Here is a 25,519-nt window from a genome sequence, read left to right as displayed (position 1 = left end):
CCGAGCCAAATGTTTCAGGCCAGGGGCGATGCGCAGGAACGCGAGACGGTTCGTTGAAATTCTGTACGCCGGGGCGGCCTTCAGGCCGGTACCTCGCGGCGATTGTGCTGGCGGGCGTGCAGCCTGGCGAAGGCGCGGGCCAGGCGCAGGAGCATCTCGTCGATGTTGCCCTTGCTCACGGTCAGCGCCGGCGAGAAACGCACCACGTCGGCTTGCGGCGCGTTAAGCAGCAAACCCTCGTGCAAGGCAGCGTCGACCAGTTCCGCCGCCACCGCTTCATGTAGCTGGAGCGCCCATAGCAGCCCTCGGCCACGCACCTCGCCCTGACCATAGCGGCCCGCCAGTCGGCTCAGGCCGTCACGCAAGTGGCGGCCACTGTCCATCACCTGCTCGAAGAAGCCCTGCTCCAACACGGTGTTCAGCACCGCCAGCCCGGCGGCGCTCATCAGCGCGTTGCCATGATGGCTGCCTTCCAGCTCGCCTGGTTCGGCGCAACAGGCACTGCCACGGGCCAGCAGCGCGGCCAACGGCACACCACCGCCCAATCCCTTGCCCAGGGTGATGATGTCGGCGCGCACGCCGTAGAGCTGCTCCGCCAGCAGTGCCCCGCAACGCCCCACCCCGGTCTGTACCTCGTCGAGGATCAGCAGGATACCCAGTTCGCGACACAACTGTTCGACACCCTTGAGGTAGTCGGCCGTCGCGGGAATCACCCCGGCCTCACCCTGGATCGGCTCGAGCATGATTGCCACGGTGCGCGAATCCACCGCCGCATGCAGCGCCGCCAGGTCGTTGAACGGCACCTTGCTGAAGCCCGGCAGACCCGGTTCGCAACGGTTGCACGGCAACGGGTCGGAAGCCGACAGCGCCCCCAGGCTACGGCCATGGCAGCCCTGGCTGGCGGTGATGATGTGATAGGCGCCATTGCGGTGCAGTTGCCCCCACTTGCGGGCCAGCTTGATCGCCCCTTCACAGGCTTCGGCACCGCTGTTGAGCAGGTAGGCCTGGTCGCTGCCGGTGCTCTGGCACAAGCGCTCGACCAGGCTCAGCAGGCCACGGCTGTGGAAGCCGGCTCCCGGGTTGATCAGCGCCTGGGCCTGGTTGCCCAACGCCTTGACCAGCACGCTGGGGCTATGGCCGAGGCTGTTGACCGCACAGCCCTGGGTGAAGTCCAGATAGGCATGCCCCTCGCTGTCCCACAGCCAGGAGCCCTGACCACGCACGAATACCTGCGGCGCACGCTCGACACCAGGCATCAGGTGTTCGCGGGAAAGCTGCGCGGTGGCCGGCTCGCTCGCCGGGACACGCTTGGGCTCGGCAACGGCAGGTGCCGAGCGGCGCAGGTTGAACAGGTTCATCGGGGCTCCAGCCAATCACGGTCGCAGGCGGTCAAGACTCCGGTCGCATGCCGGATGCTGATATTTTGTCTTGCCTATCAAAAGTGTTTCTCACCCGGGGTAACAATCGCTTCGCTGATCGCTGTAACCCTTTGGAATACGGCGATAGACTAGGCGCCATGCGGCCTTTGGGCCATTCCGTTTTTCCAGCTTTTTCGATAAGTGTTTCTTATGGATTTTCGCCAACTGCGCTATTTCGTCGCGGTCTACGAAGAAGGTCATGTAGGGCGGGCCGCCGAACGCCTGTCGCTGTCCCAGCCGGCCCTGTCGCAACAGATCCGCCAGCTGGAGCACAGCCTCGACCTGAACCTGTTCGAGCGCAGCAACAAGCGCCTGCTGCCGACCCTGGCGGCCCACACCTTGTACAACCATGCCCTGCCTCTGCTGGACGGCCTGCAACGAGCCCACGAGGCCATGCGCAACTTCAAGGGGCAATCGCTGCGCACCCTGGCCATCGGGGTGCTGCAGACCGTGCGACCAAGCCTGGTGCCACAGTTGCTCGAACGGGTGCGCAAGGCACAGCCTCACCTGGTGGTGCAGATCTATGAGCTGTCTGGCTCGGAAATCGAGCGGCGCCTGCTCAATGGCGGCCTGGACATCGGCATCAGCTACCTGCCGCCGCGCCAGCCCGGGTTGCATGGCCTGCTGTTGTACGAGGATGAACTGCAGTTGGTCATCCCCGACACGCATCCGCTCAAGGACTTCAAGAAAGTATCGATCCGCCAGGCGGCGGAGTTGCCGATGCTGATGCTCGGCGAAGAATTCCAGATCCGGCAGATCTGGAAGGCGCAACTGGCCAGTCTGGGCCGTCGTCCGCAAGTGCAGGCAGAAATGAACAACATGGCCGGGATTCTCGACAGCCTGGCGCACACGGCCCTGGCAACGATCCTGCCAGGGCGGGCCAAGGATGCTGCGCAGGACGATCAGGAGCTGCTGTGGAAACCGTTGAGCGAACCACGGGTGCCACTGAAGGTCGGCCTGGTGTTTCGCGACGCCCAGCGCCAGCAGGCCTCGGTAGAGTTGCTGCGTACCTTGCTGGAGGAAGAAACCGATGCCCGCCAGTTGGGCGTATCCCCCCTGGACGTGCTCGGCTGACAAATCACGCGCACAAAGAAAACCCCGCCGAAGCGGGGTTTTCCAGACTGTTTCCCTTTGACATCCTTATCGCCCCGCCTCCCTGGCAGGAAATCCTTTCGTGTCCCTGTTCTGTCCATTGCGCGTCCTGCGCTACGTCCATGTGACAAAGAGTAACCGTGGATCCAATCTTGCGGAAGGGGCGAAAAGTCACCACGTCGTGTAAGCAAAAGCTTACAAAAAAGACCGATTCGCAAACGTTGTTTTTCTGACTAACAAAAAGGCCGCTTACGCAGCAGGATCGGGATCCTTCTGCGCAAGCGGCCTGGCACCGCGAGCAGGGGCTGCCATCCAGCCCTGGCGGGTCAGAACTGCGCGGCGTCCAGCAGATAGAGCGACTCGCTCCCCGCTCGCACCGACGCCACCAGCGAGTGCACCCGTGGCAACAGACGGGCGAAGTAGAACTGCGCGGTGCCCAGCTTGGCGCCGTAGAACTCGGCATCCCCCTCGCCCGCCTTGGCCGCACGGGCCATCAGCGCCCACATGTAGGCGTAGGCGACATAACCGAACGCATGCAGGTACTCGACCGACGCGGCACCGATCTCGTTGGGATTGCCCTTGGCCTGGTCGAGCACCCAGGCAGTCAGCGCGTCGAGCTGCTCGAGAGAGGCCGCCAACGGCTGGGTGAACTCACTCAGCCCACTCTCTGCGCCGGCGATGAATTGGCGGATCTCATCGGCGAACAGTTTGTAGTAGGCACCGCCGCTGGCCACCACCTTGCGACCGACCAGGTCCAGCGCCTGGATGCCGTTGGTGCCTTCGTAGATCTGGGTGATGCGCACGTCGCGCACCAGTTGCTCCTGGCCCCACTCGCGGATGTAGCCATGGCCACCGAATACCTGCTGGCCATGTACCGTGCATTCAAGGCCGAGGTCGGTGAGGAAGGCCTTGGCCACCGGCGTCAACAGCGCCACCAGCTCTTCGCTGCGCTTGCGAGTGGCGGCATCCTCGCTGTACTTGGCGCTATCGAGCTGCATCGCCACGTAGGTGGAGAAGGCACGCCCACCTTCGATCAGCGCCTTCATGGTCAACAGCATACGACGCACGTCCGGGTGGACGATGATCGGGTCGGCCACCTTGTCCTTGGCCTGCGGGCCGGTCGGTGCACGGCTCTGCAGACGGTCACGGGCGTATTCCACGGCGTTCTGGTAGGAGCGCTCGGCCGAGGCCAGGCCCTGGATGCCAACACCCAGGCGCTCGTAGTTCATCATGGTGAACATCGCTGCCAAACCCTTGTTCGGCTCGCCGACGATGTAACCGACGGCTTCGTCGAAGTTCATCACGCACGTGGCCGAGGCCTGGATGCCCATCTTGTGCTCGATCGAACCGCACGTGGCGGTGTTGCGTGCGCCAAGGCTACCGTCCTGGTTGACCAGCACCTTGGGCACCAGGAACAGCGAGATGCCTTTCGGGCCGGCCGGGGCATCCGGCAGCTTGGCCAGCACCAGGTGGATGATGTTCTCGGTGAGGTCGTGCTCGCCGCCGGTGATGAAGATCTTGGTGCCGCTGATCTTGTAGCTGCCATCGGCCTGGGGCTCGGCCTTGGTGCGGATGATGCCCAGGTCGGTGCCGGCGTGGGGTTCGGTCAGGCACATGGAGCCAGCCCAGACGCCGGCGTACATGTTCGGCAGGTACTGCGCTTTCAGCGCTTCGCTGGCGTGGGCATTGATCGACAGGCAGGCGCCGGCGGTGAGCATCGGGTAGAGGCCGAAGGACAGGCTCGAGGCGTTGACCATTTCCTCGACCTGGGCCGAGATCACCTTGGGCATGCCCATGCCGCCGAACTGCGGGTCGCCCCCAACACCGACCCAACCGCCCTCGGCGTAGGTCTGGTAGGCCTCGATGAAACCGGCCGGGGTACGCACCGCGCCGTTGTCCCAATGGCAGCCCTCCTCGTCGGCGGCGCGGCTCAGCGGGGCGATGCTCTTGCCGGTGACCTTGCCGGCCTCTTCCAGTACCGCCATGGCAGTTTCGGCATCGACCACCTCGGCCAGCCCAGGCAGTTGCGACCAGAGTGTGGCCACGTCGAAGACTTCATTGAGGACGAAGCGCATATCGCGCAGGGGCGCTTTGTATTCAGCCATGACAACCTCTCGCTATAAGGGTCGGGGCGGTCCGAAGGGACCGCGGCACTGGGATCGAAGCAGTGTAACCGACAAACTTTTTCGAGACATAGGGTCATCATGAGACCAAATGGTCACATATAGTCACGCCATGCGTACCGCGCCTCGCCGTGACTGCTGGCCGAAGGTCATCACGCAGTTACGCCCCGCGCCCTTGGCGCTGTATAGCGCCTGGTCGGCGGACTTGAGCACTTCGTCGGGGTTGCGGTGATCGGCCTGGCGCTCGGCGACTCCGATGCTGATGGTCACCGAGACCGTACTGCTGGCGCTGCCGCCCCGGCGCTGCCGACCCGTCGAGTCATCCTGTGGACGGCTGTTCTGGTCGCGCAGCTGGATCGCGTAGTTGGCAATCATCTCGCGCACGGCTTCCAGGTGCGGCAGGCATTCTTCGGCGGTCTTGCCGGCGAACACCAGAGCGAACTCCTCGCCACCATAGCGGTAGGCGCGGCCGCCACCAGTGACCCTGGAAAGACGGCTGGCGACCAGGCGCAGTACTTGGTCGCCAACGTCATGGCCATGGGTGTCGTTGAATTTCTTGAAGTGATCGACATCGGTCATGGCGATCACGTAGTTGCGCCCCAGGCGCTGCATGCGCTCGTTCAGCGCACGCCGGCCCGGCAAGCCGGTCAGCTCGTCACGGAAGGCCATCTGGTAGGCCTCGTGGGACACCGCCGCGGCAATCATCAGCATCACCTGGCTGCACATGATGTTCAGGGTGAACGGCAGGATGAAGGTCTTGGGCAGCATCCAGAAGATACCGATCAGACCGATGATCTGCGCTGCATGCAAAGGCCTGGGCTCACGCAGGTACTGCACCACCAGCAGGATGAACACGGCCAGGAACAGTGGGTAGGCCATCTGGATCAGGCTCATCCACTGGCCGTGCAGCGAAGGCCAGCGAATCTCCGCCAGCCAGCCGAGCAAGGCCTCGGGGAAACTTTGCTCGAGCGCCAGCGCCACACTGCCGACGGCGAACAGCACGGCGAAGCGGGCGAGCAGATCCTGGGCCAGGTGGGTGCGTTCCTGCCAGGCGCCGTAAAGACCGAACAGGGCGGGCAACAGCAGGCAGACCAGGTGGAAGATCACCGCCGCGTCTTCGCGGACCCGGCCATTATCACGATAGAAATCGGTCTGGGTGTCGAGCAGGAAGTAGGCGATGTACACCGTGACCATCAGAAACAGTTCGCGCTGGCGGCGATAGACCGCGCAATAGGCCCCACCCAGCAACAGGACCAACGTGGGCAGGACGTTGAACAGCGACGTGAAGAAAACGCTGAGGTCTCTTACATAAGCTGCCGCAAGCCCTGACAGCAAAAGACACAGCGAAGGCAGGAAGTGGCTCGCGCGTACAGCGGATAGACGAAACAAGGGTAATCTCCGACCCGGCAGATCAATAATGGCATTGTGCCCTTACTTCATCGGCAGTGCACATGAATAGATGAATACAGTCGTCGGGTTAACGGCAGGCGGAGGGCGATGCTTGAGACGTACTCGTAACTTGATGCGACATGGATGGAGAAAAAGGGAAGGGTCTTGTCGTCTCGGAGGCTGCCAGCGCCGTGGTGCCGTTCAAGGCATCGCACAGTGTACGAGGACCGCACTGGCAGAAAACAGCAGATAAAAAAACGCCTGCCGATAAGGGCAGGCGTTTTTCATGCAGCCGCAGCTATCAGTAGGAAAGACCGAAGTCTTCTTCCTTGATCGCCATCAGGTTGTCGGCGCCGGACAGGATCGCGGCCACGTGGCTGCGGGTACGCGGCAGAATGCGCTGGAAGTAGAAGCGCGCGGTCTGCAGCTTGGCGGTGTAGAACGCCGCCTCGCTGGTGCCGGCAGCCAGTTTCTCGGCGGCCAGGCGGGCGATGTCGGCCCAGAAGTACGCCAGGCAGGCATAGCCGGAGTACATCAGGTAGTCCACCGAGGCGGCACCGACTTCCTCGCGGTCCTTCATGGCGGCCATGCCGATCTTCATGGTCAGCTCGCCCCACTCCTTGTTGATCGCGGCCAGTGGCTCGACGAATTCCTTGGTGGCTTCGTTGCCTTCCTGGCCCTGGCAGAACTTGTGGACGATCTTGGTGAAGCCCTTGAGTGCCTCGCCCTGGGTCATCAGCACCTTACGACCGAGCAGGTCGAGGGCCTGGATGCCGGTGGTGCCTTCGTACAGCATGGAGATGCGGCTGTCGCGCACGTTCTGCTCCATGCCCCACTCGGCGATGAAACCGTGGCCGCCGTAGATCTGCACGCCGTGGTTGGCCGCCTCGAAACCGACTTCGGTCATGAAGGCCTTGGCGATCGGGGTCAGGAAGGCCAGCAGGGCGTCGGCCTTCTTGCGTTCTTCTTCATCCTGGCTGTACTTGACGATGTCCACCTGCTTGGCGGTGAAGTACACCATCGCGCGGTTGCCTTCGGCGAAGGCCTTCATGGTCAGCAGCATGCGACGCACGTCTGGGTGGACGATGATCGGGTCGGCGGCCTTGTCCGGTGCCTTTGGACCGGTCAGGGAGCGCATCTGCAGACGGTCGCGGGCATACTTCAGGCCGCCCTGGAACGCCACCTCGGCGTGGGCCAGGCCTTGCAGCGCGGTACCCAGGCGAGCGGTGTTCATGAAGGTGAACATGCAGTTCAGGCCTTTGTTGGCCGGGCCGATCAGATAGCCAGTGGCGCCGTCGAAGTTCATCACGCAGGTGGCGTTGCCGTGGATGCCCATCTTGTGTTCCAGGGAGCCACAGCTCACGCCGTTGCGCTCACCCACGCCGCCTTCGGCGTTTGGCAGGAACTTCGGCACGATGAACAGCGAGATGCCTTTGGTGCCAGCCGGTGCATCGGGCAGGCGAGCCAGGACGATATGGACGATGTTGCCGGCCATGTCGTGCTCGCCAGCGGAGATGAAGATCTTGGTACCGGTCACCTTGTAGCTGCCGTCAGCCTGCGGCTCGGCCTTGGTGCGCAGCATCCCCAGGTCGGTGCCGCAGTGCGGCTCGGTCAGGCACATGGTGCCGGTCCACTCGCCGGAAACCAGCTTGGTCAGGTAGGTTTCCTGCTGTTCGGGGGTACCGTGGGCGGAGATGGTGTTCATCGCGCCATGGGACAGGCCTGGGTACATGCCCCACGACCAGTTCGACTCGCCGACCATCTCGCTCAGGGCCAGGCCCAGCGATTCCGGCAGGCCCTGGCCGCCGTGGGCGACATCGTGGGCCAGGCTCGGCCAGCCACCCTCGACGAATTGCTCGTAGGCTTCCTTGAAGCCGGTCGGGGTCTTCACGCCCGATTCGCTCCAGGTGCAGCCTTCCAGGTCGCCAACGCGGTTCAGCGGGGCCAGTACCTGCTCACAGAACTTCGCGCCTTCTTCCAGGATCGCGTCGACCATGTCAGGCGTGGCGTCCTGGCAGCCCGGCAGGCTCTGATAGTGCGCCTCATAGCCGAGCAGTTCGTCGCGGACGAAGCGGATATCACGCAAGGGGGCTTTGTAATCAGGCATTGCGATGAACCTCTGTGATGAGTTCGGTAGGGAGACCGCTGATACCGACCAGCTCTTGGCGGCTTTGGGTCAAACAGTTGTTTGAAACTTACGTTTAGGTAGCCTCGCTGTCAAGGTGGACGAAGGGTGGCATTTATGCCGCCGAACATGACATTTACGCCAACACTCTTCAAATGCATTGCGGGGCAAGCCCGCTCCCACGAATGGAAGCGGGCTTGCCCCGCGATCTGTACCGGAAAGGTCGGTGGTCAGGCGTAGGTGTCGATGAAACGACCGAGCATTTCGTCCGAGGCCTTGGCGACTTTTGCCCCCAGCTCGACTTCGTGCTTGCCCAGGGCCAGTTGCACGGTGCTGGTGGCCAGGTCCATCTGCTGGCTGCGATCGACGCCACGCAGGCGCTCGGCCTGGAAGTCGGTGGATTGCCCGTTGGCGTCGCGCTCGACTGCGTTGCTGGCGATCTGCTGGGCGGCCTGGTCGACGCGGTTCTGGCCGTTCTGGATGGCACCAAGGCCCGCGTAGAGGGCGGAGCTCGCATTGATTTCCATGTCAGGACTCCACGACGCTGGATAGTGAACAGGGCTTATTAAAGCAGCGCATCGGCAAAAACACCCGTTTAAATCCCTAATAGCCTGGTGCCAGCCAATAGACCGCGCCGATTCACCTCATGGCAGTGGCCCTGGTGCTAGTCCAGCAGATCCAGCTGCAGATGCTCGGCCACGGCCTCAGTCTTCGCTTGCTTCAGCCATGGCACCCGCCCCAGGCACGGTGCCGGCAGGCGCTCGGCCAGGCTGGACAGATTCTCTTCAAGGCGGGAGGTCTGCGGATCGACGATGTTCGCCACCCAGCCGGCCAGTTGCAGCCCGTCCCGGGCAATGGCCTCGGCACTGAGCAGAGCATGGTTGATACAACCCAGCCGCACCCCCACCACCAGGATCACCGGTAGTTGCAAGGCAATCGCCAGATCCGACAGGTTGGCATGATCGGACAGCGGCACGCGCCAGCCACCGGCACCTTCGATCAAGGTGAAGTCCGCCTTGTGCGCCAGCACCTGCAGCATGGCATCGCGCAGGGTCGGCACGCTCAGCGTCACACCAGCCTCATGTGCCGCCACATGCGGCGCGATAGCGGGCTCGAAGGCGAACGGGTTGACCGTTGCATAAGGCAACTTGATCGAGCTCTCGCCGATCAATGCCAAGGCATCGCTGTTGCGCAGACCCTGCGCGGTGACCGTGCACCCCGAAGCGACCGGCTTGGCAGCCAGTGTGCTCAGGCCCGATTGCCGCGCAGCATGCAACAGGCCGGCAGCGATGGTGGTCTTGCCGACATCGGTATCGGTGCCGGCGATGAAATAGGCTGGACTCATCTCACTGCCCCTGTGTCGCGGGTTTGCGCAACACACCATAGACCACCTGGTAGGTCGCCGGCAGCCCCAGGGGCTGGCGGAATTGCTCGTAGGCGCCGAGCAGCCCCTGCATGCGTGCCCGCCCGGTCAGGCCAGAGGGGCGCCCAGGGTTGAGATTGTGCGCGCCCAGGGCCTTGAGCTCGTGGGTCAGGCTGCGGACATCCGGGTAGTGCAGAACATGCGGCCGACGCTCGAGCGTGAGCAGTTGCAAGCCGCTGCCGGCACACAGGCGCTGGTAGTCCTCGAAGCGGCGGAAGCGATTGACGTGGACCATACCGTCCACCGCCTGCCAGCTTGCCCGCAGCTCTTCCAGTGTGCCCACGCAGAGGCTGCTGAACGCCAGCACCCCGCCCGGGCGCAACACCCGCAGCGCCTCGCCCAGCACGCTGGCGAACTGGTCGCACCACTGCACCGCCAGGCTGCTGAACACCAGGTCGACACTGGCGTCGCGCAGCGGCAGGCGTTCGGCGTCACCCGCCACGTGATGCTGCGCGCCACCCTGCTCACGGGCGTGCTGGAGCATGCCTTCGGCGATATCCACCGCCACGCCGTCGGCATCGCTGAAACGCTCGGCCAGCACCCGGCTGAAATGGCCGGTGCCGCTGCCCATGTCGAGCCAGCGTGCAGGCGCCAGCGCGGCCGGCAACTGCTCCAGCAGTGTCACGCCGACCGCGCGTTGCAGGGCCGCGACACTGTCGTAGCTGGCTGCCGCGCGGGAGAACGACGCCGCGACCTGGCGCTTGTCCGGCAGGGCGCCGGGCAGGATGGGCTGGGAAAGGTCAGTCATCACCACTCTCATGCAGGAAACTCTTGATGCCCGCCGCCAGTTCCTGTGGATATTCCAGCAGGAAGGCGTGGGAACTGTCTTCGACCAGCCCGACTTCCACGTCCGGCAACAGGTCGCTCAAGGCCTTGGCCGCATCCGTCGGGACCAACGCGTCACTGCCGGCGAACAGATGCAACTGCGGTCCACCGTATTGCTCCAGGGCCGCGCGAGTGTCCAACCGGGCCAGCACCTCCAGCCCGGTGGCGAGGTACAGCGGATCGGTGGCGGGCACGCCGACTCCAAGCTGGCGCAACAACGTGCGTGGCTGCTGTGCGCCTTCGCTGCACAGGGTGCGGAAGCGCTTGAGGGTAACCTGTGTATGGCTGCGACACCCGTCGAGGAAGGTACCGAAGGTATCTGCCGGCATGCCGTGGGGCCAGTCGGGACGGGCAACGAAGCTGGGGTTGCTGGCCAGGGTCAGCAGACCGCAACAGTGATCGCCACGCTTGTGCGCCAGGGCGCTGGCAAGCATGCCGCCGAGCGACCACCCCCCCAGCCAGACGTCGTTGGGAAGCTTGCGATCGAGGTGCTCGACCCAGGCCTGGACATCGCTGTCGGCCAGCTCCGGCAACGGCCTCAACTCGACCTGCAGGCGTGGGTCCTGGGCGCGCAGGCTGGCGGCCAGCGGTTCCAGTGAAGCGGTGCCCAGCCCCCAGCCGGGCAGGAGGATCAGTCGGTTACGCATCGGCGGACTCCAGCTGTGGATAACACTCGGCCAATGCATTCAACAATAGCTGGACCTGGGCTTCGCTGTGGGCTGCGCTCAAGGTAACGCGCAAGCGCGCACTGCCTGCGGGTACGGTCGGCGGACGGATCGCCGTCACCAGCAACCCACGCTCGCGCAGCTTGCGCGACAACGCCATGGCCCGCCCGGCATCGCCGATCAGGATCGGCTGGATTGCGGTCTGGCTGTCCATCAGGGTCAGGCCGATCTGTCGAGCACCGTCGCGGAACTGGCGGATCAGCGCCGCCAGGTGTTCGCGCCGCCAGGTTTCCTCACGCAGCAACTGCAGCGCCTTGAGCGTGGCGCAGGCCAGGGCCGGCGGTTGGCTGGTGGTGTAGATATAGGGACGGGCGAATTGCACCAGCGCCTCGATCAACTCCTCGCTGCCAGCGACGAAGGCGCCGGATGTGCCACAAGCCTTGCCCAGGGTACCGATCAGTACCGGCACGTCGTCAACGCCCAGGCCATACTGCTCGACCAGGCCACCACCATGGCGGCCCAGGGTGCCCAGGCCGTGGGCATCGTCAACCATCAGCCAGGCGCCACGGGCCCGTGCCACCGAGGCCAGGGCCGGCAAGTCGGCGCAGTCGCCGTCCATGCTGAACACGCCATCGGTGACTACCAGGGTATTGCCGACGGCCTTGTCCAGGCGACTGGCCAGGCTGGCCGGATCGTTGTGCAGGTAGCGGCTGAAACGCGCACCGCTGAGCAGGCCGCCATCGAGCAGGGAGGCATGGTTGAGGCGGTCCTGCAGCACCGTGTCGCCCTGCCCCACCAGCGCGGTGATGGCGCCGAGGTTGGCCATGTAGCCGGTGGAGAACAGCAAGGCCCGCGGGCGCCCGGTCAGCTCGGCCAACGCTTCTTCCACCTGGTGGTGCGGCGTGCTGTGGCCGATCACCAGGTGCGAGGCGCCGCCACCGACGCCCCAACGTTCGGCACCGTCGCGCCAGGCCTTGATCACCTCGGGATGATTGGCCAGTCCAAGATAGTCGTTGCTGCAGAAGGCCAGCAGCGGCTGGCCGTCGACCACCACCTGCGGTCCCTGCGGGCTGTCCAGTTGCGGTCGCTGCCGATAGAGCTCCGCGGCGCGCCGTTCGGCCAGCCGCGCGGCGAGGTCGAAGGCCATGTTCAGGCCGAGGCTGCGTCGTAGAACAGCTCGTTGCTGCGTTGCTCGACCAGCGCCTGTTCGATCGCCGCCTGGTGCACCTCGTCGGCATGCTCCTCGCGGGCTTCAGGCTGGATGCCGAGGCGGGCGAACAGTTGCATGTCCTTGTCGGCCTGGGGGTTGGCAGTGGTCAACAGCTTCTCGCCGTAGAAGATCGAGTTGGCCCCGGCCATGAACGCCAGCGCCTGCATCTGCTCGTTCATCTGCTCGCGACCTGCGGACAGCCGTACATGGGACTTGGGCATGAGGATCCGGGCCACGGCCAGCATGCGGATGAAGTCGAACGGATCGACGTCTGCCTCGTCGGCCAGCGGCGTGCCGGCGACTTTCACCAGCATGTTGATCGGCACCGACTCCGGATGCTCGGGCAGGTTGGCCAGCTGGATCAGCAGACCCGCGCGGTCGTCCAGCGACTCGCCCATGCCAAGGATGCCGCCGGAGCAGATCTTCATCCCGGCATCACGCACGTAGGCGAGGGTCTGCAGACGCTCGCTGTAAGTGCGGGTGGTGATGATGCTGGTGTAGAACTCCGGCGAGGTGTCGAGGTTGTGGTTGTAGTAGTCCAGGCCCGCCTGGGCCAGGGCCAGGGTCTGCTCCTGGTCGAGCTTGCCGAGGGTCATGCAGGTTTCCAGGCCCATGGCCTTGACCCCTTTGACCATCTCCAGCACGTAGGGCATGTCCTTGGCCGACGGATGCTTCCACGCCGCGCCCATGCAGAAGCGGGTCGAGCCGATGGCCTTGGCCCGGGCGGCTTCCTCCAGCACCTTCTGCACTTCCATCAGCTTCTGCTTTTCCAGGCCGGTGTTGTAGTGACCGGACTGCGGACAATATTTGCAATCTTCAGGACAGGCGCCGGTCTTGATCGACAGCAGCGTCGAGACTTGCACGCGATTGGGATCGAAGTGCGCGCGGTGCACGGTCTGCGCCTGGAACAGCAGGTCGTTGAACGGCTGCTGGAACAGTGCCTTGACCTCGCTCAGGGACCAGTCGTGACGTGTGGTTGCAATTGTGCTGGCGCTCATCGGCGTTTCCTTATCTATGGTCTGACTGACGCCGGGACAGGAAAGCCCGCCAGCGCATCACGGATAGCTCGCATACTCACGGAAGGCCCATGAACTGTCAACCAAACCTTAAACGCATAGTTTACAACTGCTTAAATATCAACCAGTCCTGTTTGCTCTGCGATTCGCCAGCGCAACAACCCATCCCCTTGTGCATGAACTGCGAACACGAACTGCCTTGGCTGCATGCACAATGCCGGCGCTGCGCCTTGCCGATGCCTGTGGACAACTTGCTCTGCCCCGGCTGCACCCGCCGCCCGCCGGCATTTCAACGAGTCGTCGCGACCTGGCAGTACGGGTTCCCCGTGGATACCTTGATCAGCCGTTTCAAGCACAACAGCCAGTGGCCCCTGGGCCGATTGATGGCGCACTTGCTGGGACAAGCCCTGGAGCATCGCTACAGCGAAGGGCTACCACGACCTGACCGGCTGTTGCCCGTGCCCCTGGCCCGGCGTCGACTACGCCAGCGCGGCTTCAACCAGGCCGCGATGCTCGCCCGCTGGCTGGCCAGGCAACTGCGATTGCCCTGCGATGAACAGCTGCTCGAGCGTGTTCGCGACACCGCTGCCCAGCAGGTGCTCGACGCCAGGGCCCGGCAACGCAACCTGCGCCAGGCGTTCAGGATCATCGACAAGGCGCATATGGAAGACCTGCACCTGGCCGTGGTCGACGATGTGCTGACCACCGGCGCCACGGCCCAGACCATCGCCCGCCTGCTGCGCCAGGGTGGCGCCCGACGTGTGGATATCTACTGCCTGGCCCGTACGCCCAGGCCGGATCAGGCTTGACTTGGCCGGGTGCGGGCGGCAACGTCGCGCAATCTTCCGCCTTGCCGAAACCTGCCCATGTCCCTGCCCGCCCTGCTCACCCAGCACATCGCCCGCCGCCCGCAGCGCATCGCCTTGCTGCAGCATGTCGCCGAACAAGGCTCGATCACCCGCGCGGCCAAAGCGGCCGGCATCAGCTACAAGGCGGCCTGGGACGCCATCGACGAGCTCAACAACCTCGCGGCCCAACCGCTGGTGGAGCGCAGCACCGGCGGCCGCGGCGGCGGTGGCGCACGCCTGTCCGCCGAAGGCGAGCGGGTGCTGCACCTGTACCAGCGCCTGCAGGCACTGCAGACCGAGATCTTGCAATCCGACGAGGACAGCAGCGACCTCGACCTGCTCGGTCGCCTGATGTTGCGCACCAGCGCCCGCAACCAGTTGCAGGGGCGAATCAGCGGCCTGCGCCGTGAGGGCCGGCACGACCGCATCAGCCTGGCCCTCGGCGGCGGCCTGGAGATCGACGCGCTGATCACCCGTGGCAGCACCGAGCGCCTGGAACTGACGCTCGGTGGCACGGTGGTGGCATTGCTCAAGGCGGGCTGGGTGCAATTGCTGGGGGACGACGATCAACCCGAGCCAGGCAGCAATTGCCTGACGGCCGAGGTCGAGGAGGTGCTCGGCGGGGAAGATGCGTCCAGCGAGGTGCGCCTGGCGCTGAGCAACGGGCAGACCTTGTGCGCACTCGCCGAGCAGGCGTGGCTGGACCAGCGTCAGGTCGCAGCGGGCAGCACAGTACGCGTGCAGTTCCATCCGTCATTCGTGCTGCTCGGCGTTCCGGTCTGATCCTGGGGGCACCTGACTCAGATAATGTCGTGGGAGCGGGCTTGCCCCACGATGCCCCCGCTCAAGCAAGACGCAAAGGCCATAGGCCCTGGTCGCCCTTCTCAGGCTCCTGCACCTCAAAGTGACAGGCCGGGCCCGCAGGATGCGCTACCATGCGCCCACGCTGTCCCGCGCCTGGAGCCCTTCATGTCCCACCCCTTCGATACCCTCACCCCCGATCTCGTGCTCGACGCCGTGGAAAGCCTGGGCTTTCTCAGCGATGCCCGGGTGCTGGCGCTCAACAGCTACGAGAACCGGGTCTACCAGGTGGGCATCGAAGGCGAACAGCCGCTGATCGCCAAGTTCTATCGGCCCGGGCGCTGGAGCGATGCGGCGATCTTAGAGGAACATGCCTTCAGCGCCGAACTGGCCGAGTGCGAAGTCCCCGTAGTGGCGCCACTGCTGCATGATGGCCGCTCGCTGTTCGAGCACGCGGGCTTTCGCTTCACCCTGTTCCCGCGCCGCGGCGGCCACGCGCCGGAACCGGGCAACCTCGACCAGCTGTACCGCCTGGGCCAACTGCTCGGCCGCCTGCATGCCGTCGGTGCCGCCCGGCCATTCACCCATCGCGAACACCTGGCTGTGGACAACTTTGGCCATGCCTCGCTGCAAACCCTGCTGGATGGCGGTTTTGTCCCCCGCGAACTGCTGCCGGCCTTCGAATCAGTGGCCCGCGACCTGCTCAAGCGCGTCGAGGACCTCTACGCCCGCACGCCGTACCAGCCGATTCGCCTGCACGGCGACCTGCACCCCGGCAACCTCATGCACCGCGACGAGGCCTACCATGTCGTCGACCTCGACGACTGCCGCATGGGTCCGGCGGTGCAGGACTTGTGGATGATGCTCGCCGGCAGCCGCGAGGAGCGCCTGGGACAACTGGCCGAACTGATCGATGGCTATAACGAATTCCACGACTTCGATCCACGCGAACTGGCCCTGGTCGAGCCACTGCGCGCCCTGCGTCAATTGCACTACAGCGCCTGGCTGGCACGACGCTGGGACGACCCGGCATTCCCGCCGAGCTTCCCCTGGTTCGGCCAGCCACGCTATTGGGGCGACCAGATCCTTGCCCTGCGCGAGCAGATCGCCGCACTGGATGAAGAACCGCTGAAATTGTTCTAGAAGCGCGCCACGCTCTGTCTACAATAGGCGTCGCTTCATTTAGCTACCTAAGCAAGGATTCTGCATGCACGCCGCCAACCCGCGCCGCGGGTACATCCTGGGCCTCGGCGCCTACATCATCTGGGGCCTGTTCCCCATTTACTTCAAAGCCATCCAGAGCGTCCCGGCCGTGGAGATCATCGTCCACCGGGTGCTCTGGTCGGCACTGTTCGGCTCGCTCCTGCTGCTGGTGTGGAAGCATCCCGGCTGGTGGCGCGAGCTGCACGAGAACCCGCGACGCCTGGCGATCCTGGCGCTCAGCGGCGCACTGATCGCCGGCAACTGGCTGACCTACGTGTGGGCGGTGAACAACGGCCGCATGCTCGAAGCCAGCCTGGGCTACTACATCAACCCGCTGATCAACGTGCTGCTGGGCATGCTGCTGCTCGGCGAGCGCCTGCGGCGCCTGCAATGGCTGGCGGTGATGCTGGCAGCACTGGGGGTGGCGCAACAGGTATGGCAAGTCGGCAGCCTGCCGTGGGTGTCGCTGGCCCTGGCGCTGTCGTTCGGCTTCTATGGGCTGATCCGCAAGCAGGCGCCGGTAGCGGCGCTGCCTGGGCTGGTGGTCGAGACCTGGATGCTGGTGCCACTGGCCATCGGTTGGCTGCTGTTGCACCCAACCGCCAGCAGCGCCAGCCTGGACTTCTTCAGCAGCAACGAAGCGTTGTGGCTGATGGCGGCCGGCCCGGTGACCCTGGTGCCGCTAGTGTGCTTCAACGCCGCCGCACGCCACCTGCCCTATACCACCCTGGGCTTCCTGCAGTACCTGGCGCCGACCCTGGTACTGCTGCAGGCGGTACTGCTGTTCAACGAGCACTTGTCGTCCAGCACCCTGGTGGCTTTTGCCTTCATCTGGGCGGGGTTGGCGGTGTATAGCGTCGATGCCTGGCTGTCACTGCGCAAGCGCGCCTGATCATAAAATGATCAGCTGACTGGAGGCCACGTCATTCGTGGCCTTCAGCAACCTCTCCAGAGGTTATCCACACCCTCTTCCCCGGCGTTTGTGCACAAGCTACTGATAACTGGACATTTTTTGCTCAAGCGGCGCAAAGCCCCGTCTACACTGGGCTGTAGCGCAACGCCCCCAGGTTATCCACAGGGCCGTCCCCGCTAAATTTGGATAACCCGTGCAGAGCCGCGCACTTCGCCAGCAAGGCTGCCGCGGCGAACAGACCTGGACAATTTCGGATCACTCCTCCGGGCGCAGCCACAACTCCACCATCAGGTCATCGGCCAGGCTTTCCAGACGCGCCTGCAAATCATCCAGCGACAAGGTCAACGGCAAGGCCAGCAAGGCATCGGCATGGAACAACGGCTCGCTGCTCATCGGCGCCGGGCGCACGTCGGTGGTGAAACGCTCGAGGTTCACCCCTTGCTCGGCCAGCAACCGGGTGATATCACGGACGATGCCCGGCCGGTCGTTCCCCACCAGTTCCATGGCAATCGGTTTCCAGGTGCAGGACGGCTCGATGCCACTCTCGGCGATCAGTACGCGGATACCGTGGCTGGCCAATTGCTGCAGCGACTCCACCAGCTCGGCGTAGTTTTCCGCAGGCACCGCCACCCGCAGGATGCCGGCGAACTGCCCGGCCATGCGCGACATGCGGCTCTCCAGCCAGTTGCCGTTGTGTTCGGCGATGCACTGGGCGATACGTTCGACCTGCCCGGCTTTGTCGGGGGCGATCACGGTGAGTACCAGATGGTCCACGGGCCACTCCTTCTGTTCGCTGATGGCCGTCGCCAACGACCGTGAATCGGCAGTCGAATCAGTATAGGCAAGGCGCGGCAACCTGCCGCAGGACAGTCGGACCAACCAATCGTGTACTGTTTCAAGATTTATCTGGAACAATCCACCTGTTTTTTGCGAACATACCGTCTCCCAGCGTGACCCTATGCGACCAGCTGGTCGCAGAACGGCGCTTTGAGTCCGATGTTTACCTGCCTGCTGCTTCATGTAGTATGCGTCGACGCGGACTACAAAACGTCGTTTCGATGTCTGCCAAGGCGCCTGTGAAAATACGCCAACCGCCCGCCGGCCTGCCTGGCGAGCCGCACCCAGCCGCGCTCGGACGACGAGGGCAAGCACTGGTGCCGTGTTTAGAGAAGCGCTACAGGCTTAATACAGAAGAGCGAAAGCGAAATAGCTGAGCAGAGGTGAGGCAAGCAATGACTGGATACGTTCAAGTCGGTGGCCTTCAGGTCGCCAAGGCCCTGTACGACTTCGTCAACGACGAAGCGATCCCTGGAACCGGCATCAAGGCCGATGCGTTCTGGGCCGGGGCAGAGAAGATCATCAACGACCTCGCCCCCAAGAACAAAGCCCTGCTCGCCAAGCGCGACGAGCTGCAGGCCCGGATCGACGCCTGGCACCAGGCGCGCCAGGGCCAGGCCCACGACGCTGTGGCCTACAAGGCTTTCCTCCAGGAGATCGGCTACCTGCTGCCAGCGGCCGACGACTTCCAGGCCACCACGCAAAACGTCGACGAAGAAATCGCCCACATGGCCGGCCCGCAGCTGGTGGTGCCGGTGATGAACGCACGCTTCGCCCTGAACGCCGCCAACGCCCGCTGGGGCTCGCTGTACGATGCACTGTACGGCACCGACGCCATCAGCGATGAGGGTGGCGCCGAGAAAGGCCAGGGCTACAACAAGGTGCGCGGCGACAAGGTCATCGCCTTCGCCCGCGCCTTCCTCGACCAGGCCGCGCCACTGGCCGCCGGCTCCCACGTCGACTCCACCGGCTATCGCATCGAAGCCGGCAAGCTGGTCGTCGCCCTCAAGGGCGGCAGCAACAGCGGCCTGCGCGATGACGCCCAGCTGATCGGCTTCCATGGCGACGCCAAGGCCCCGACCGCCGTGCTGCTCAAGCACAACGGCCTGCACTTCGAGATCCAGGTCGACGCCAGCACCCCGGTCGGCAGCACCGACGCCGCCGGCGTGAAGGACATCCTGATGGAGTCGGCGCTGACCACCATCATGGACTGCGAAGACTCGGTCGCCGCCGTCGACGCCGACGACAAGGTGATCGTCTACCGCAACTGGCTGGGCCTGATGAAAGGCGACCTGGCCGAGAGCGTGACCAAAGGCGGCAAGACCTTCACCCGCACCATGAATCCGGACCGCGAATACGCCGCGCCCAACGGCGGCAGCGTCACCCTGCACGGCCGCTCGCTGCTGTTCGTGCGCAACGTCGGTCACCTGATGACCAACCCGGCGATCCTCGACGCACAAGGCAACGAGATCCCCGAAGGCATCCAGGACGGTCTGTTCACCAACCTGATCGCCCTGCACAACCTCAACGGCAACACCAGCCGCAAGAACACCCGCAGCGCCAGCGTATACATCGTCAAGCCGAAGATGCACGGACCGGAAGAGGTGGCGTTCGCCGCCGAGATCTTCAGCCGCGTCGAGGACCTGCTGGGCATGCCGCGCAACACCGTCAAGGTCGGCATCATGGACGAGGAGCGCCGCACCACGGTCAACCTCAAGTCCTGCATCAAGGCCGCCGCCGAGCGCGTGGTGTTCATCAACACCGGCTTCCTCGACCGCACTGGTGACGAGATCCACACCTCCATGGAAGCCGGCGCCGTGGTGCGCAAGGGCGCCATGAAGAACGAGAAGTGGATCGGCGCCTACGAGAACAACAACGTCGACGTCGGCCTGGCTACCGGCCTGCAAGGCCGCGCGCAGATCGGCAAGGGCATGTGGGCCATGCCTGACCTGATGGCCGCCATGCTCGAGCAGAAGATCGCCCACCCGCTGGCCGGCGCCAACACCGCCTGGGTGCCGTCGCCGACCGCCGCCACCCTGCACGCCCTGCACTACCACAAGGTCGACGTGCAGGCCCGTCAGCGCGAACTGGCGTCGCGCACGCCGGCTTCGGTCGACGACATCCTGACCATCCCGCTGGCCGCCAACACCAACTGGTCGGCCGACGAGATCCGCAACGAGCTGGACAACAACGCCCAGGGCATCCTCGGCTACGTGGTGCGCTGGATCGACCAGGGCGTGGGTTGCTCGAAGGTGCCGGACATCAACGATGTCGGCCTGATGGAAGACCGCGCCACCCTGCGTATCTCGGCCCAATTGCTGGCCAACTGGCTGCGCCACGGCGTCGTCACCCAGGACCAGGTGCTGGAAAGTCTCAAGCGCATGGCCGCGGTGGTCGACACGCAGAACGCCGGCGACGCCCAGTACCGGCCGATGGCGCCGAACTTCGATGACAACATCGCGTTCCAGGCGGCTGTCGAGTTGGTGATCGAAGGCGCCAAGCAGCCGAACGGCTACACCGAGCCGGTCCTGCACCGCCGTCGTCGCGAGTTCAAGGCGCGCAACGGGTTGTAAGCCGCAGCAACACATCGGGGCCAGCCCGCTCCCACGTGGGAGCGGGCTGGCCCCGCGATCATTTTCAGCCCTGATCCATCCTCAACACGTACCGCACATGCACCATCAACCGGTCCAGATCCACCGGTTTGAGCAGAAAATCCACCACCCCCAGGTGCATCACGTCCACCGCCTCCTCCACATCGGTGTCGCCCGACACAACGATGATCGGCAACGCTGCCCATCCCGAACGGTGTACCCACTGAATCAGCTCAAGGCCGTCCATGGGTTGCATGCGCAAGTCGGTGATCATCAGGCCCACCCGTGGCTCGCGCTCCAGCACGTCCATGGCAGCGTCGCCACCATCGGCGCTCACCGCCTCGACCCCCTTGCTCTTCAGGTAGCGACACAACGCCAGGCTGTTGACTGGGTTGTCGTCCACCACCAGCACCAGTTGCTTCGACGCAGGAAGGTCGGAAACCATGGCCAACGCCTCGCGCTCGGCGTCACTCAAAATCCCGTCATGCTCAGCCATGGTGCTCTCGTCAGAAAAATCCCGCTCACTCGATACGACCGCAAAACCCGCGCTAGCCGACCCGCCTTTCGTCGGATCCTCGGCAGCCGTGATTCTAGACTTACGTCCAATGGGCACCACCCGGCCGCCAGCCGACCATGGAGGTCGAGAACAACAAAGCCGAGCCCTATAGATAGATATATATAGTTCGGCGTAGCGATACGGTCAGCTTCATGAGCAAAAAGGACGCCTACAGCCAGGCGGGCAGAACAGCAGTGCAGCAGAACATCCAGGGCACCTTGCAGTTCCTGCAGCGCTTCCCGCCGTTCAATCAGATGGAACTCAGCCACCTGGCCTACCTGGTGGAGCAGTGCCAGCTGCGTTTCTACGCGGGCGGCGAAAGCATCATCAAGCCCGCCGACGGGCCGGTCGAACATTTCTACATCGTCAAGCAGGGCCGGGTGGTCGGCGAGCGTCAGCACGTCACCCGCCCAGGCACCGAAACCACCTTCGAGATCACCAGCGGCGAATGCTTCCCGCTGGCTGCGCTGCTGGGCGAGCGGGCCACGCGCACCGAACACCTGGCAGGCGAGGACACCTTCTGCCTGCAGTTGAACAAGGCCGCGTTCATCCGCCTGTTCTCCATGTCCGAACCGTTCCGCGACTTTGCCCTGCGTGGCGTCAGCAGCCTGCTCGACCAGGTCAATCGCCAGGTGCGCCAGCGCGCGGTGGAGACCCTCGGCACCCAGTACTCGCTCAATACCCCGCTTGGCGAACTGGCCCTGCGCCACCCGGTGGTGTGCCCGCCAGACACGCCGCTGCGCGAAGCGGTACGGCTGATGCACGAGCAGCAGGTCGGCAGCATCGTGGTGATCGATGGCCAGCGCTTCCCCATCGGCATCTTCACCCTGCGCGACCTGCGCCAGGTGGTGGCCGACCCCAGCGCCGAGCTGACCGCGCCGATCGAGCGCTACATGACCGCCAGGCCGTTCCACCTCAACCCCCAGGCCAGTGCCTTCGACGCCGCCATGGCGATGACCGGGCGGCACATCGCCCATGTCTGCCTGGTGGAGAACCAGCGCCTGTGCGGGGTGATCTCCGAACGCGACCTGTTCTCCCTGCAACGGGTCGACCTGGTGCACCTGGCGCGCACCATCCGCAGCGCCCCGCGGCTGGACACCCTGGTGTCGCTGCGCGGCGAGATCGGCCAACTGGTCGAGCGCATGCTCGCCCACGGTGCATCGTCCACCCAGATCACCCAGATCATCACCCTGCTCAACGACCACACCGTGTGCCGGGTGATCGAGCTGGCCATCGCCGAGCGCGGCGACCCGGGCGTACCGTTCAGCTGGCTGTGCTTCGGCAGCGAAGGCCGACGCGAGCAGACCCTGCATACCGACCAGGACAACGGCATCCTCTTCGAAGCCCGGGACAGCGCCGAGGCCGAGGCCATTCGCGCCAAGCTGCTACCGCTGGCCCAGCAGATCAATCACCACCTGGCCCAGTGCGGCTTTACCCTGTGCAAGGGCAACGTCATGGCCGGCAACCCCGAGCAGTGCCTGTCGCGCAGCGAGTGGGCCAGGCGCTTCGCTGGCTTCGTTCGCGAGGCCAGCCCGGAGAACCTGCTGGGCTCGAGCATCTATTTCGACCTGCGTGTGGTCTGGGGCGACGAGCAGGGCTGCGAGCAGCTGCGTCAAGGCCTGCTCGAGCAGATCGCCGACAACCGCCTGTTCCAGCGCATGATGGCCGACAACGCGCTGCGCCAGCGCCCGCCGGTAGGACGCCTGCGCGAGTTCGTGCTGACCCGCCAGGGCGACGACAAGGCCGCCACCCTCGACCTCAAGGTCCAGGGCCTGACCCCCTTCGTCGACGGTGCCCGCCTGCTGGCCCTGGCCAACGGCATCCAGGCCTGCAACACCCTCGAACGTCTGCGCCAGCTGGTGGACAAGGGCGTCATCGAGCCCCTGGACGGCGCCGCCTACGAAGAGGCCTATCACTTCATCCAGCAGACCCGCATGCAACAGCACCAACGCCAGACCCGCGACAACCTGCCCTATTCCAACCGGCTCGACCCGGACAGCCTCAATCACCTGGACCGACGCATCCTGCGCGAGTCCCTGCGCCAGGCCCAGCGCCTGCAAAGCAGCCTGGCGCTGCGGTACCAGTTGTGAAGCTGTTCGCCTGGCTACGCCCACCAGCGCCCGAGCTCGATGGCGAACTGCGCCAGCGCCTCGCCAGCCTGCCGACCCCGTCGCCCCTGGGCGTGTGCACCCTGCGCGAGCAGCGCTGGGTGGTGCTGGACCTCGAGACCAGCGGCCTGAACCTCAATCGCGACCAGGTGCTGTCGATCGGCGCTGTAGCCATCGAAGACGGCGCCATCGATCTCGGCCGCCCATTCGAACGCACCCTGCACCGGCCACAGCAGAAGACCAATGCCAGCGTGCTGATCCACGGCCTCGGCCCCAGTGCCCTGGCCGCCGGCTGCGACCCGGCCCAGGCCCTGCTCGACCTGATGGACTTCATCGGCGACAGCCCGGTACTGGCCTTCCATGCGCCGTTCGACCAGCGCATGCTGGCACGCGCCCTCAAGGACAGCCTGGGCCTGCGCCTGCAGCATGCATTCCTCGACGTCGCCGAACTGGCGCCGATGCTCAACCCCGACACCGTGCTGCGCGAAGCCGGACTGGACGACTGGATCGCCCGCTTCGGCCTGGAGGTGCAAAGCCGCCACCATGCCAGCGCCGATGCCCAGGTCACTGCGGAACTGGCACTGATCCTGTTCAGCCAGGCCCGCCGCCAGCAGCTGGACAGCCCACTGCAGCTCGAGCAACGGCTCAAGCAATGGCACCGGCGCAAGGCCCAGAGCCAGGGATTCTGAGCCCTTCCAGGCCAGCAGTCGGCAATACCCCCACGGCATTTCTGCCGATACTGGCCTTGCCCGCGAGCGGGCCATCACCTGATGGCATTCCGATAAGCGTCAATTGCGCCCCCACCCGGCCTCTGCCACAATCGCGAATAATTATCGTTAGTTAACGCATTCTTTTCGGGGGACGCTCCTTGAGCTCCGTGCACAGTCCACATGCCGCCCTGGTCGGCGCGCTGTACCGCGACCATCGCGGCTGGCTGCTGGCCTGGCTGCAGCGCAGCATCGCCTGTCGCCAGCGCGCCGAGGACCTGAGCCAGGACACCTTCGTGCGCCTGCTCGGCCGCGACCGCCTGGACGCCCCCCGCGAACCCCGCGCATTCCTGGTCGCCGTCGCCAAGGGCCTGCTGTTCGACCATTTTCGCCGCGCCGCCCTCGAGCAGGCCTACCTGGCGGAACTGGCCCTGCTGCCCGAGGCCGAACACCCGTCCCCGGAAACCCAGCAACTGATCCTCGAAGACCTCAAGGCCATCGACCACCTGCTCGGCAAACTGTCGAGCAAGGCCCGCGCCGCCTTCCTGCACAACCGTCTGGACGGCCTGGGCCACGCCGAGATCGCCGAGCGCCTGGGCGTCTCGGTGTCCCGCGTGCGCCAGTACATCGCCCAGGGCCTGCGCCAGTGCTACATCGCCCTGTACGGGGAGCCGACATGAGCAATGCCCCGGTCTCGGGCAAGGTGCTGGAAGCGGCCATCGCCTGGAAGCTGTGCCTGGACGAAGACAGCGGTACCTCGGAGCAGCACAGCGCCTTCATGCACTGGCACGCCGCCAACGAAGAGCACGCCCGCGCCTGGCGGCAACTGGGCGTGCTCGACCAGCGCGTCAGCGTCATGGCCGGCCCGGTGCGCCACACCCTGATGCAATCGCGCGCCGGCCTGCGCCAACGCCTCGCAGGCCTTGGTGGCGGCCTGGCCAGCGTACTGCTGCTGGGCGGCCTGCTGGCCTGGGCCGGAGTGCCGACGCTGGCGCCGAGCTACTGGCTGGCCGACCAGCGTACCGCCACTGGCGAGATGCGCACCCTGCGCTTGGAAGACGGCACCCTGCTGAGCCTGAACACCCACACCGCCGTGGACATCGACTTCAAGGGCGAGCAACGGCTGATCGTGCTGCACCAGGGGGAGATCTCCGTGGAGACCGGCCACGACGACAGCCGTCCGTTGCTGGTCCGTACCGATGACGGCCGCCTGCGCCCGCTGGGTACGCGTTTCCTGGTCAAGCGCGAGGACGCCGGCACCCGCCTCGAGGTGCTGCAATCGTCGGTGGCGGCCAAGCCGCAGAACAGCGGTGACGAGCAGGTCCTGCGCGAAGGCCAGCAAGTGCTGATGAGCGCCGATGGCCTCGGCCAGGTCGGCCCCGTGGCGGTCGGCAGCGATGCCTGGGCCCGCGGCATGCTGGTGGTGGACAACGTGCGCCTGGCCGACCTGGTCGCGACCCTTGGCCAGTACCGCAACGGCCACCTCGGGGTCGCCGACGCCGTCGCCGACCTACGCGTCAGCGGCAGCTTCCCACTGAGCGACACCGACCTGGCCCTGGCCTCGCTGGTGCCGGCACTGCCGGTGAAGATCGAGCGGCACACGCCGTGGTGGGTGACCGTCAGCGCACGATAGCCCGGTCACCGACACCCCGTCCGGACGCTGCAAAAA

22 protein-coding genes and 1 pseudogene are annotated in these 25,519 nt (G+C 65.1%); 11 read left to right on the top strand and 12 right to left on the bottom strand.

Annotated elements, in window-relative coordinates; translation table 11 throughout:
- Positions 1-80: 80 nt before the first annotated feature.
- Positions 81-1,358 (bottom strand): aspartate aminotransferase family protein, encoded by a 1,278-nt coding sequence (locus tag F3J43_RS10355; RefSeq protein ID WP_166885452.1) that lies wholly within the window; start codon positions 1,356-1,358, stop codon positions 81-83.
- Positions 1,359-1,568: 210 nt separating this feature from the next.
- Between F3J43_RS10355 and F3J43_RS10350 the strand changes: the two genes are divergently transcribed.
- Positions 1,569-2,492 carry a LysR family transcriptional regulator gene (locus F3J43_RS10350; protein ID WP_166885450.1) on the top strand — a complete coding sequence of 308 codons (924 nt, stop codon included), beginning with the start codon at positions 1,569-1,571 and terminating at the stop codon, positions 2,490-2,492.
- Between the two features lie 344 nt (positions 2,493-2,836).
- On the opposite strand, the gene F3J43_RS10345 is transcribed toward F3J43_RS10350, so the two are convergent.
- The 9 genes from F3J43_RS10345 to bioB all read right to left on the bottom strand — a co-directional run bounded on the left by F3J43_RS10345 (position 2,837) and on the right by bioB (position 13,268).
- Positions 2,837-4,615, bottom strand: coding sequence for an acyl-CoA dehydrogenase C-terminal domain-containing protein (locus F3J43_RS10345; protein ID WP_166885448.1), 1,779 nt, complete (start codon positions 4,613-4,615; stop codon positions 2,837-2,839).
- Between the two features lie 123 nt (positions 4,616-4,738).
- The gene (locus F3J43_RS10340; RefSeq protein ID WP_205297767.1) at positions 4,739-5,890 is read right to left on the bottom strand and encodes a GGDEF domain-containing protein; all 1,152 of its coding nucleotides are present in this window, start codon (positions 5,888-5,890) and stop codon (positions 4,739-4,741) included.
- 433 nt (positions 5,891-6,323) lie between these two features.
- Complete coding sequence (locus F3J43_RS10335; RefSeq protein WP_166885444.1) at positions 6,324-8,129, bottom strand: phenylacyl-CoA dehydrogenase; 1,806 nt, start codon at positions 8,127-8,129, stop codon at positions 6,324-6,326.
- Positions 8,130-8,377: 248 nt separating this feature from the next.
- On the bottom strand, positions 8,378-8,674 hold the full coding sequence (locus F3J43_RS10330; protein WP_166885442.1) for a pyrroloquinoline quinone biosynthesis protein PqqE: 297 nt from the start codon (positions 8,672-8,674) through the stop codon (positions 8,378-8,380).
- 137 nt (positions 8,675-8,811) lie between these two features.
- Positions 8,812-9,492: a dethiobiotin synthase gene (bioD, locus tag F3J43_RS10325; protein ID WP_166885440.1), complete on the bottom strand. Its 681-nt coding sequence runs from the start codon at positions 9,490-9,492 to the stop codon at positions 8,812-8,814.
- A gap of 1 nt (position 9,493) precedes the next feature.
- Positions 9,494-10,318 (bottom strand): malonyl-ACP O-methyltransferase BioC, encoded by an 825-nt coding sequence (bioC, locus tag F3J43_RS10320; protein WP_166885438.1) that lies wholly within the window; start codon positions 10,316-10,318, stop codon positions 9,494-9,496.
- Entirely contained in the window at positions 10,311-11,042 is a 732-nt protein-coding gene (locus tag F3J43_RS10315; RefSeq protein WP_166885436.1) for an alpha/beta fold hydrolase, read from the bottom strand. The genes bioC and F3J43_RS10315 overlap by 8 nt, the downstream gene beginning before the upstream one ends.
- Positions 11,035-12,207, bottom strand: coding sequence for an 8-amino-7-oxononanoate synthase (gene bioF / locus F3J43_RS10310; RefSeq protein WP_166885433.1), 1,173 nt, complete (start codon positions 12,205-12,207; stop codon positions 11,035-11,037). Before bioF ends, F3J43_RS10315 begins: the two co-directional genes overlap by 8 nt.
- A gap of 2 nt (positions 12,208-12,209) precedes the next feature.
- Positions 12,210-13,268 carry a biotin synthase BioB gene (bioB, locus tag F3J43_RS10305; protein WP_166885431.1) on the bottom strand — a complete coding sequence of 353 codons (1,059 nt, stop codon included), beginning with the start codon at positions 13,266-13,268 and terminating at the stop codon, positions 12,210-12,212.
- Between the two features lie 89 nt (positions 13,269-13,357).
- On the opposite strand from bioB, the pseudogene F3J43_RS24420 reads away from it, so the two are divergent.
- The 5 genes and pseudogenes from F3J43_RS24420 to rarD form a co-directional block, all read left to right on the top strand.
- Positions 13,358-13,543: pseudogene (locus tag F3J43_RS24420) on the top strand (double zinc ribbon domain-containing protein); the annotation flags it as partial.
- 69 nt (positions 13,544-13,612) lie between these two features.
- Positions 13,613-14,095 carry a ComF family protein gene (locus tag F3J43_RS10300; protein ID WP_205297766.1) on the top strand — a complete coding sequence of 161 codons (483 nt, stop codon included), beginning with the start codon at positions 13,613-13,615 and terminating at the stop codon, positions 14,093-14,095.
- A 57-nt stretch (positions 14,096-14,152) separates the two neighbouring features.
- Positions 14,153-14,917 carry a TOBE domain-containing protein gene (locus tag F3J43_RS10295; protein ID WP_166885427.1) on the top strand — a complete coding sequence of 255 codons (765 nt, stop codon included), beginning with the start codon at positions 14,153-14,155 and terminating at the stop codon, positions 14,915-14,917.
- Positions 14,918-15,103: 186 nt separating this feature from the next.
- On the top strand, positions 15,104-16,078 hold the full coding sequence (locus F3J43_RS10290) for a serine/threonine protein kinase (protein WP_166885425.1): 975 nt from the start codon (positions 15,104-15,106) through the stop codon (positions 16,076-16,078).
- A gap of 64 nt (positions 16,079-16,142) precedes the next feature.
- Complete coding sequence (gene rarD / locus F3J43_RS10285) at positions 16,143-17,030, top strand: EamA family transporter RarD (RefSeq protein ID WP_166885423.1); 888 nt, start codon at positions 16,143-16,145, stop codon at positions 17,028-17,030.
- A 276-nt stretch (positions 17,031-17,306) separates the two neighbouring features.
- Here rarD and F3J43_RS10280 read toward each other — a convergent pair whose 3' ends face one another.
- Positions 17,307-17,825, bottom strand: a complete 519-nt coding sequence (locus tag F3J43_RS10280) for a glycine cleavage system transcriptional repressor (protein ID WP_166885421.1) — start codon at positions 17,823-17,825, stop codon at positions 17,307-17,309.
- Between the two features lie 458 nt (positions 17,826-18,283).
- Between F3J43_RS10280 and F3J43_RS10275 the strand changes: the two genes are divergently transcribed.
- Positions 18,284-20,461 carry a malate synthase G gene (locus F3J43_RS10275; protein WP_166885419.1) on the top strand — a complete coding sequence of 726 codons (2,178 nt, stop codon included), beginning with the start codon at positions 18,284-18,286 and terminating at the stop codon, positions 20,459-20,461.
- A gap of 64 nt (positions 20,462-20,525) precedes the next feature.
- Here the strand turns inward: F3J43_RS10275 and F3J43_RS10270 are convergent, their stop codons facing one another.
- Positions 20,526-20,975 (bottom strand): response regulator, encoded by a 450-nt coding sequence (locus F3J43_RS10270; RefSeq protein WP_166885417.1) that lies wholly within the window; start codon positions 20,973-20,975, stop codon positions 20,526-20,528.
- A gap of 212 nt (positions 20,976-21,187) precedes the next feature.
- On the opposite strand from F3J43_RS10270, the gene F3J43_RS10265 reads away from it, so the two are divergent.
- The 4 genes from F3J43_RS10265 (at position 21,188) to F3J43_RS10250 (ending at position 25,483) form a co-directional block, all read left to right on the top strand.
- Positions 21,188-23,125, top strand: coding sequence for a putative nucleotidyltransferase substrate binding domain-containing protein (locus F3J43_RS10265; protein WP_166885415.1), 1,938 nt, complete (start codon positions 21,188-21,190; stop codon positions 23,123-23,125).
- Entirely contained in the window at positions 23,122-23,832 is a 711-nt protein-coding gene (locus F3J43_RS10260) for a 3'-5' exonuclease (RefSeq protein ID WP_166885413.1), read from the top strand. The genes F3J43_RS10265 and F3J43_RS10260 overlap by 4 nt, the downstream gene beginning before the upstream one ends.
- A gap of 188 nt (positions 23,833-24,020) precedes the next feature.
- Complete coding sequence (locus F3J43_RS10255) at positions 24,021-24,530, top strand: RNA polymerase sigma factor (protein WP_353618212.1); 510 nt, start codon at positions 24,021-24,023, stop codon at positions 24,528-24,530.
- Positions 24,527-25,483, top strand: a complete 957-nt coding sequence (locus tag F3J43_RS10250; protein ID WP_166885410.1) for a FecR domain-containing protein — start codon at positions 24,527-24,529, stop codon at positions 25,481-25,483. The genes F3J43_RS10255 and F3J43_RS10250 overlap by 4 nt, the downstream gene beginning before the upstream one ends.
- Positions 25,484-25,519 lie beyond the last annotated feature (36 nt).

This window comes from Pantoea sp. Cy-639, assembly GCF_011752525.1.
GTDB lineage: Bacteria > Pseudomonadota > Gammaproteobacteria > Pseudomonadales > Pseudomonadaceae > Aquipseudomonas.
This window is presented reverse-complemented; position numbering and strand designations above follow the sequence as displayed.

Bases quoted from the DNA above. Each gene is read 5' to 3' on its own strand.
- F3J43_RS10355 (WP_166885452.1), bottom strand. From the start codon at position 1,358: ATGAACCTGTTCAACCTGCGCCGCTCGGCACCTGCCGTTGCCGAGCCC.
- F3J43_RS10350 (WP_166885450.1), top strand. From the start codon at position 1,569: ATGGATTTTCGCCAACTGCGCTATTTCGTCGCGGTCTACGAAGAAGGT.
- F3J43_RS10345 (WP_166885448.1), bottom strand. From the start codon at position 4,615: ATGGCTGAATACAAAGCGCCCCTGCGCGATATGCGCTTCGTCCTCAAT.
- F3J43_RS10335 (WP_166885444.1), bottom strand. From the start codon at position 8,129: ATGCCTGATTACAAAGCCCCCTTGCGTGATATCCGCTTCGTCCGCGAC.
- F3J43_RS10330 (WP_166885442.1), bottom strand. From the start codon at position 8,674: ATGGAAATCAATGCGAGCTCCGCCCTCTACGCGGGCCTTGGTGCCATC.
- bioD (WP_166885440.1), bottom strand. From the start codon at position 9,492: ATGAGTCCAGCCTATTTCATCGCCGGCACCGATACCGATGTCGGCAAG.
- bioC (WP_166885438.1), bottom strand. From the start codon at position 10,318: ATGACTGACCTTTCCCAGCCCATCCTGCCCGGCGCCCTGCCGGACAAG.
- F3J43_RS10315 (WP_166885436.1), bottom strand. From the start codon at position 11,042: ATGCGTAACCGACTGATCCTCCTGCCCGGCTGGGGGCTGGGCACCGCT.
- bioF (WP_166885433.1), bottom strand. From the start codon at position 12,207: ATGGCCTTCGACCTCGCCGCGCGGCTGGCCGAACGGCGCGCCGCGGAG.
- bioB (WP_166885431.1), bottom strand. From the start codon at position 13,268: ATGAGCGCCAGCACAATTGCAACCACACGTCACGACTGGTCCCTGAGC.
- F3J43_RS10295 (WP_166885427.1), top strand. From the start codon at position 14,153: ATGTCCCTGCCCGCCCTGCTCACCCAGCACATCGCCCGCCGCCCGCAG.
- F3J43_RS10290 (WP_166885425.1), top strand. From the start codon at position 15,104: ATGTCCCACCCCTTCGATACCCTCACCCCCGATCTCGTGCTCGACGCC.
- rarD (WP_166885423.1), top strand. From the start codon at position 16,143: ATGCACGCCGCCAACCCGCGCCGCGGGTACATCCTGGGCCTCGGCGCC.
- F3J43_RS10275 (WP_166885419.1), top strand. From the start codon at position 18,284: ATGACTGGATACGTTCAAGTCGGTGGCCTTCAGGTCGCCAAGGCCCTG.
- F3J43_RS10270 (WP_166885417.1), bottom strand. From the start codon at position 20,975: ATGGCTGAGCATGACGGGATTTTGAGTGACGCCGAGCGCGAGGCGTTG.
- F3J43_RS10265 (WP_166885415.1), top strand. From the start codon at position 21,188: ATGAGCAAAAAGGACGCCTACAGCCAGGCGGGCAGAACAGCAGTGCAG.
- F3J43_RS10250 (WP_166885410.1), top strand. From the start codon at position 24,527: ATGAGCAATGCCCCGGTCTCGGGCAAGGTGCTGGAAGCGGCCATCGCC.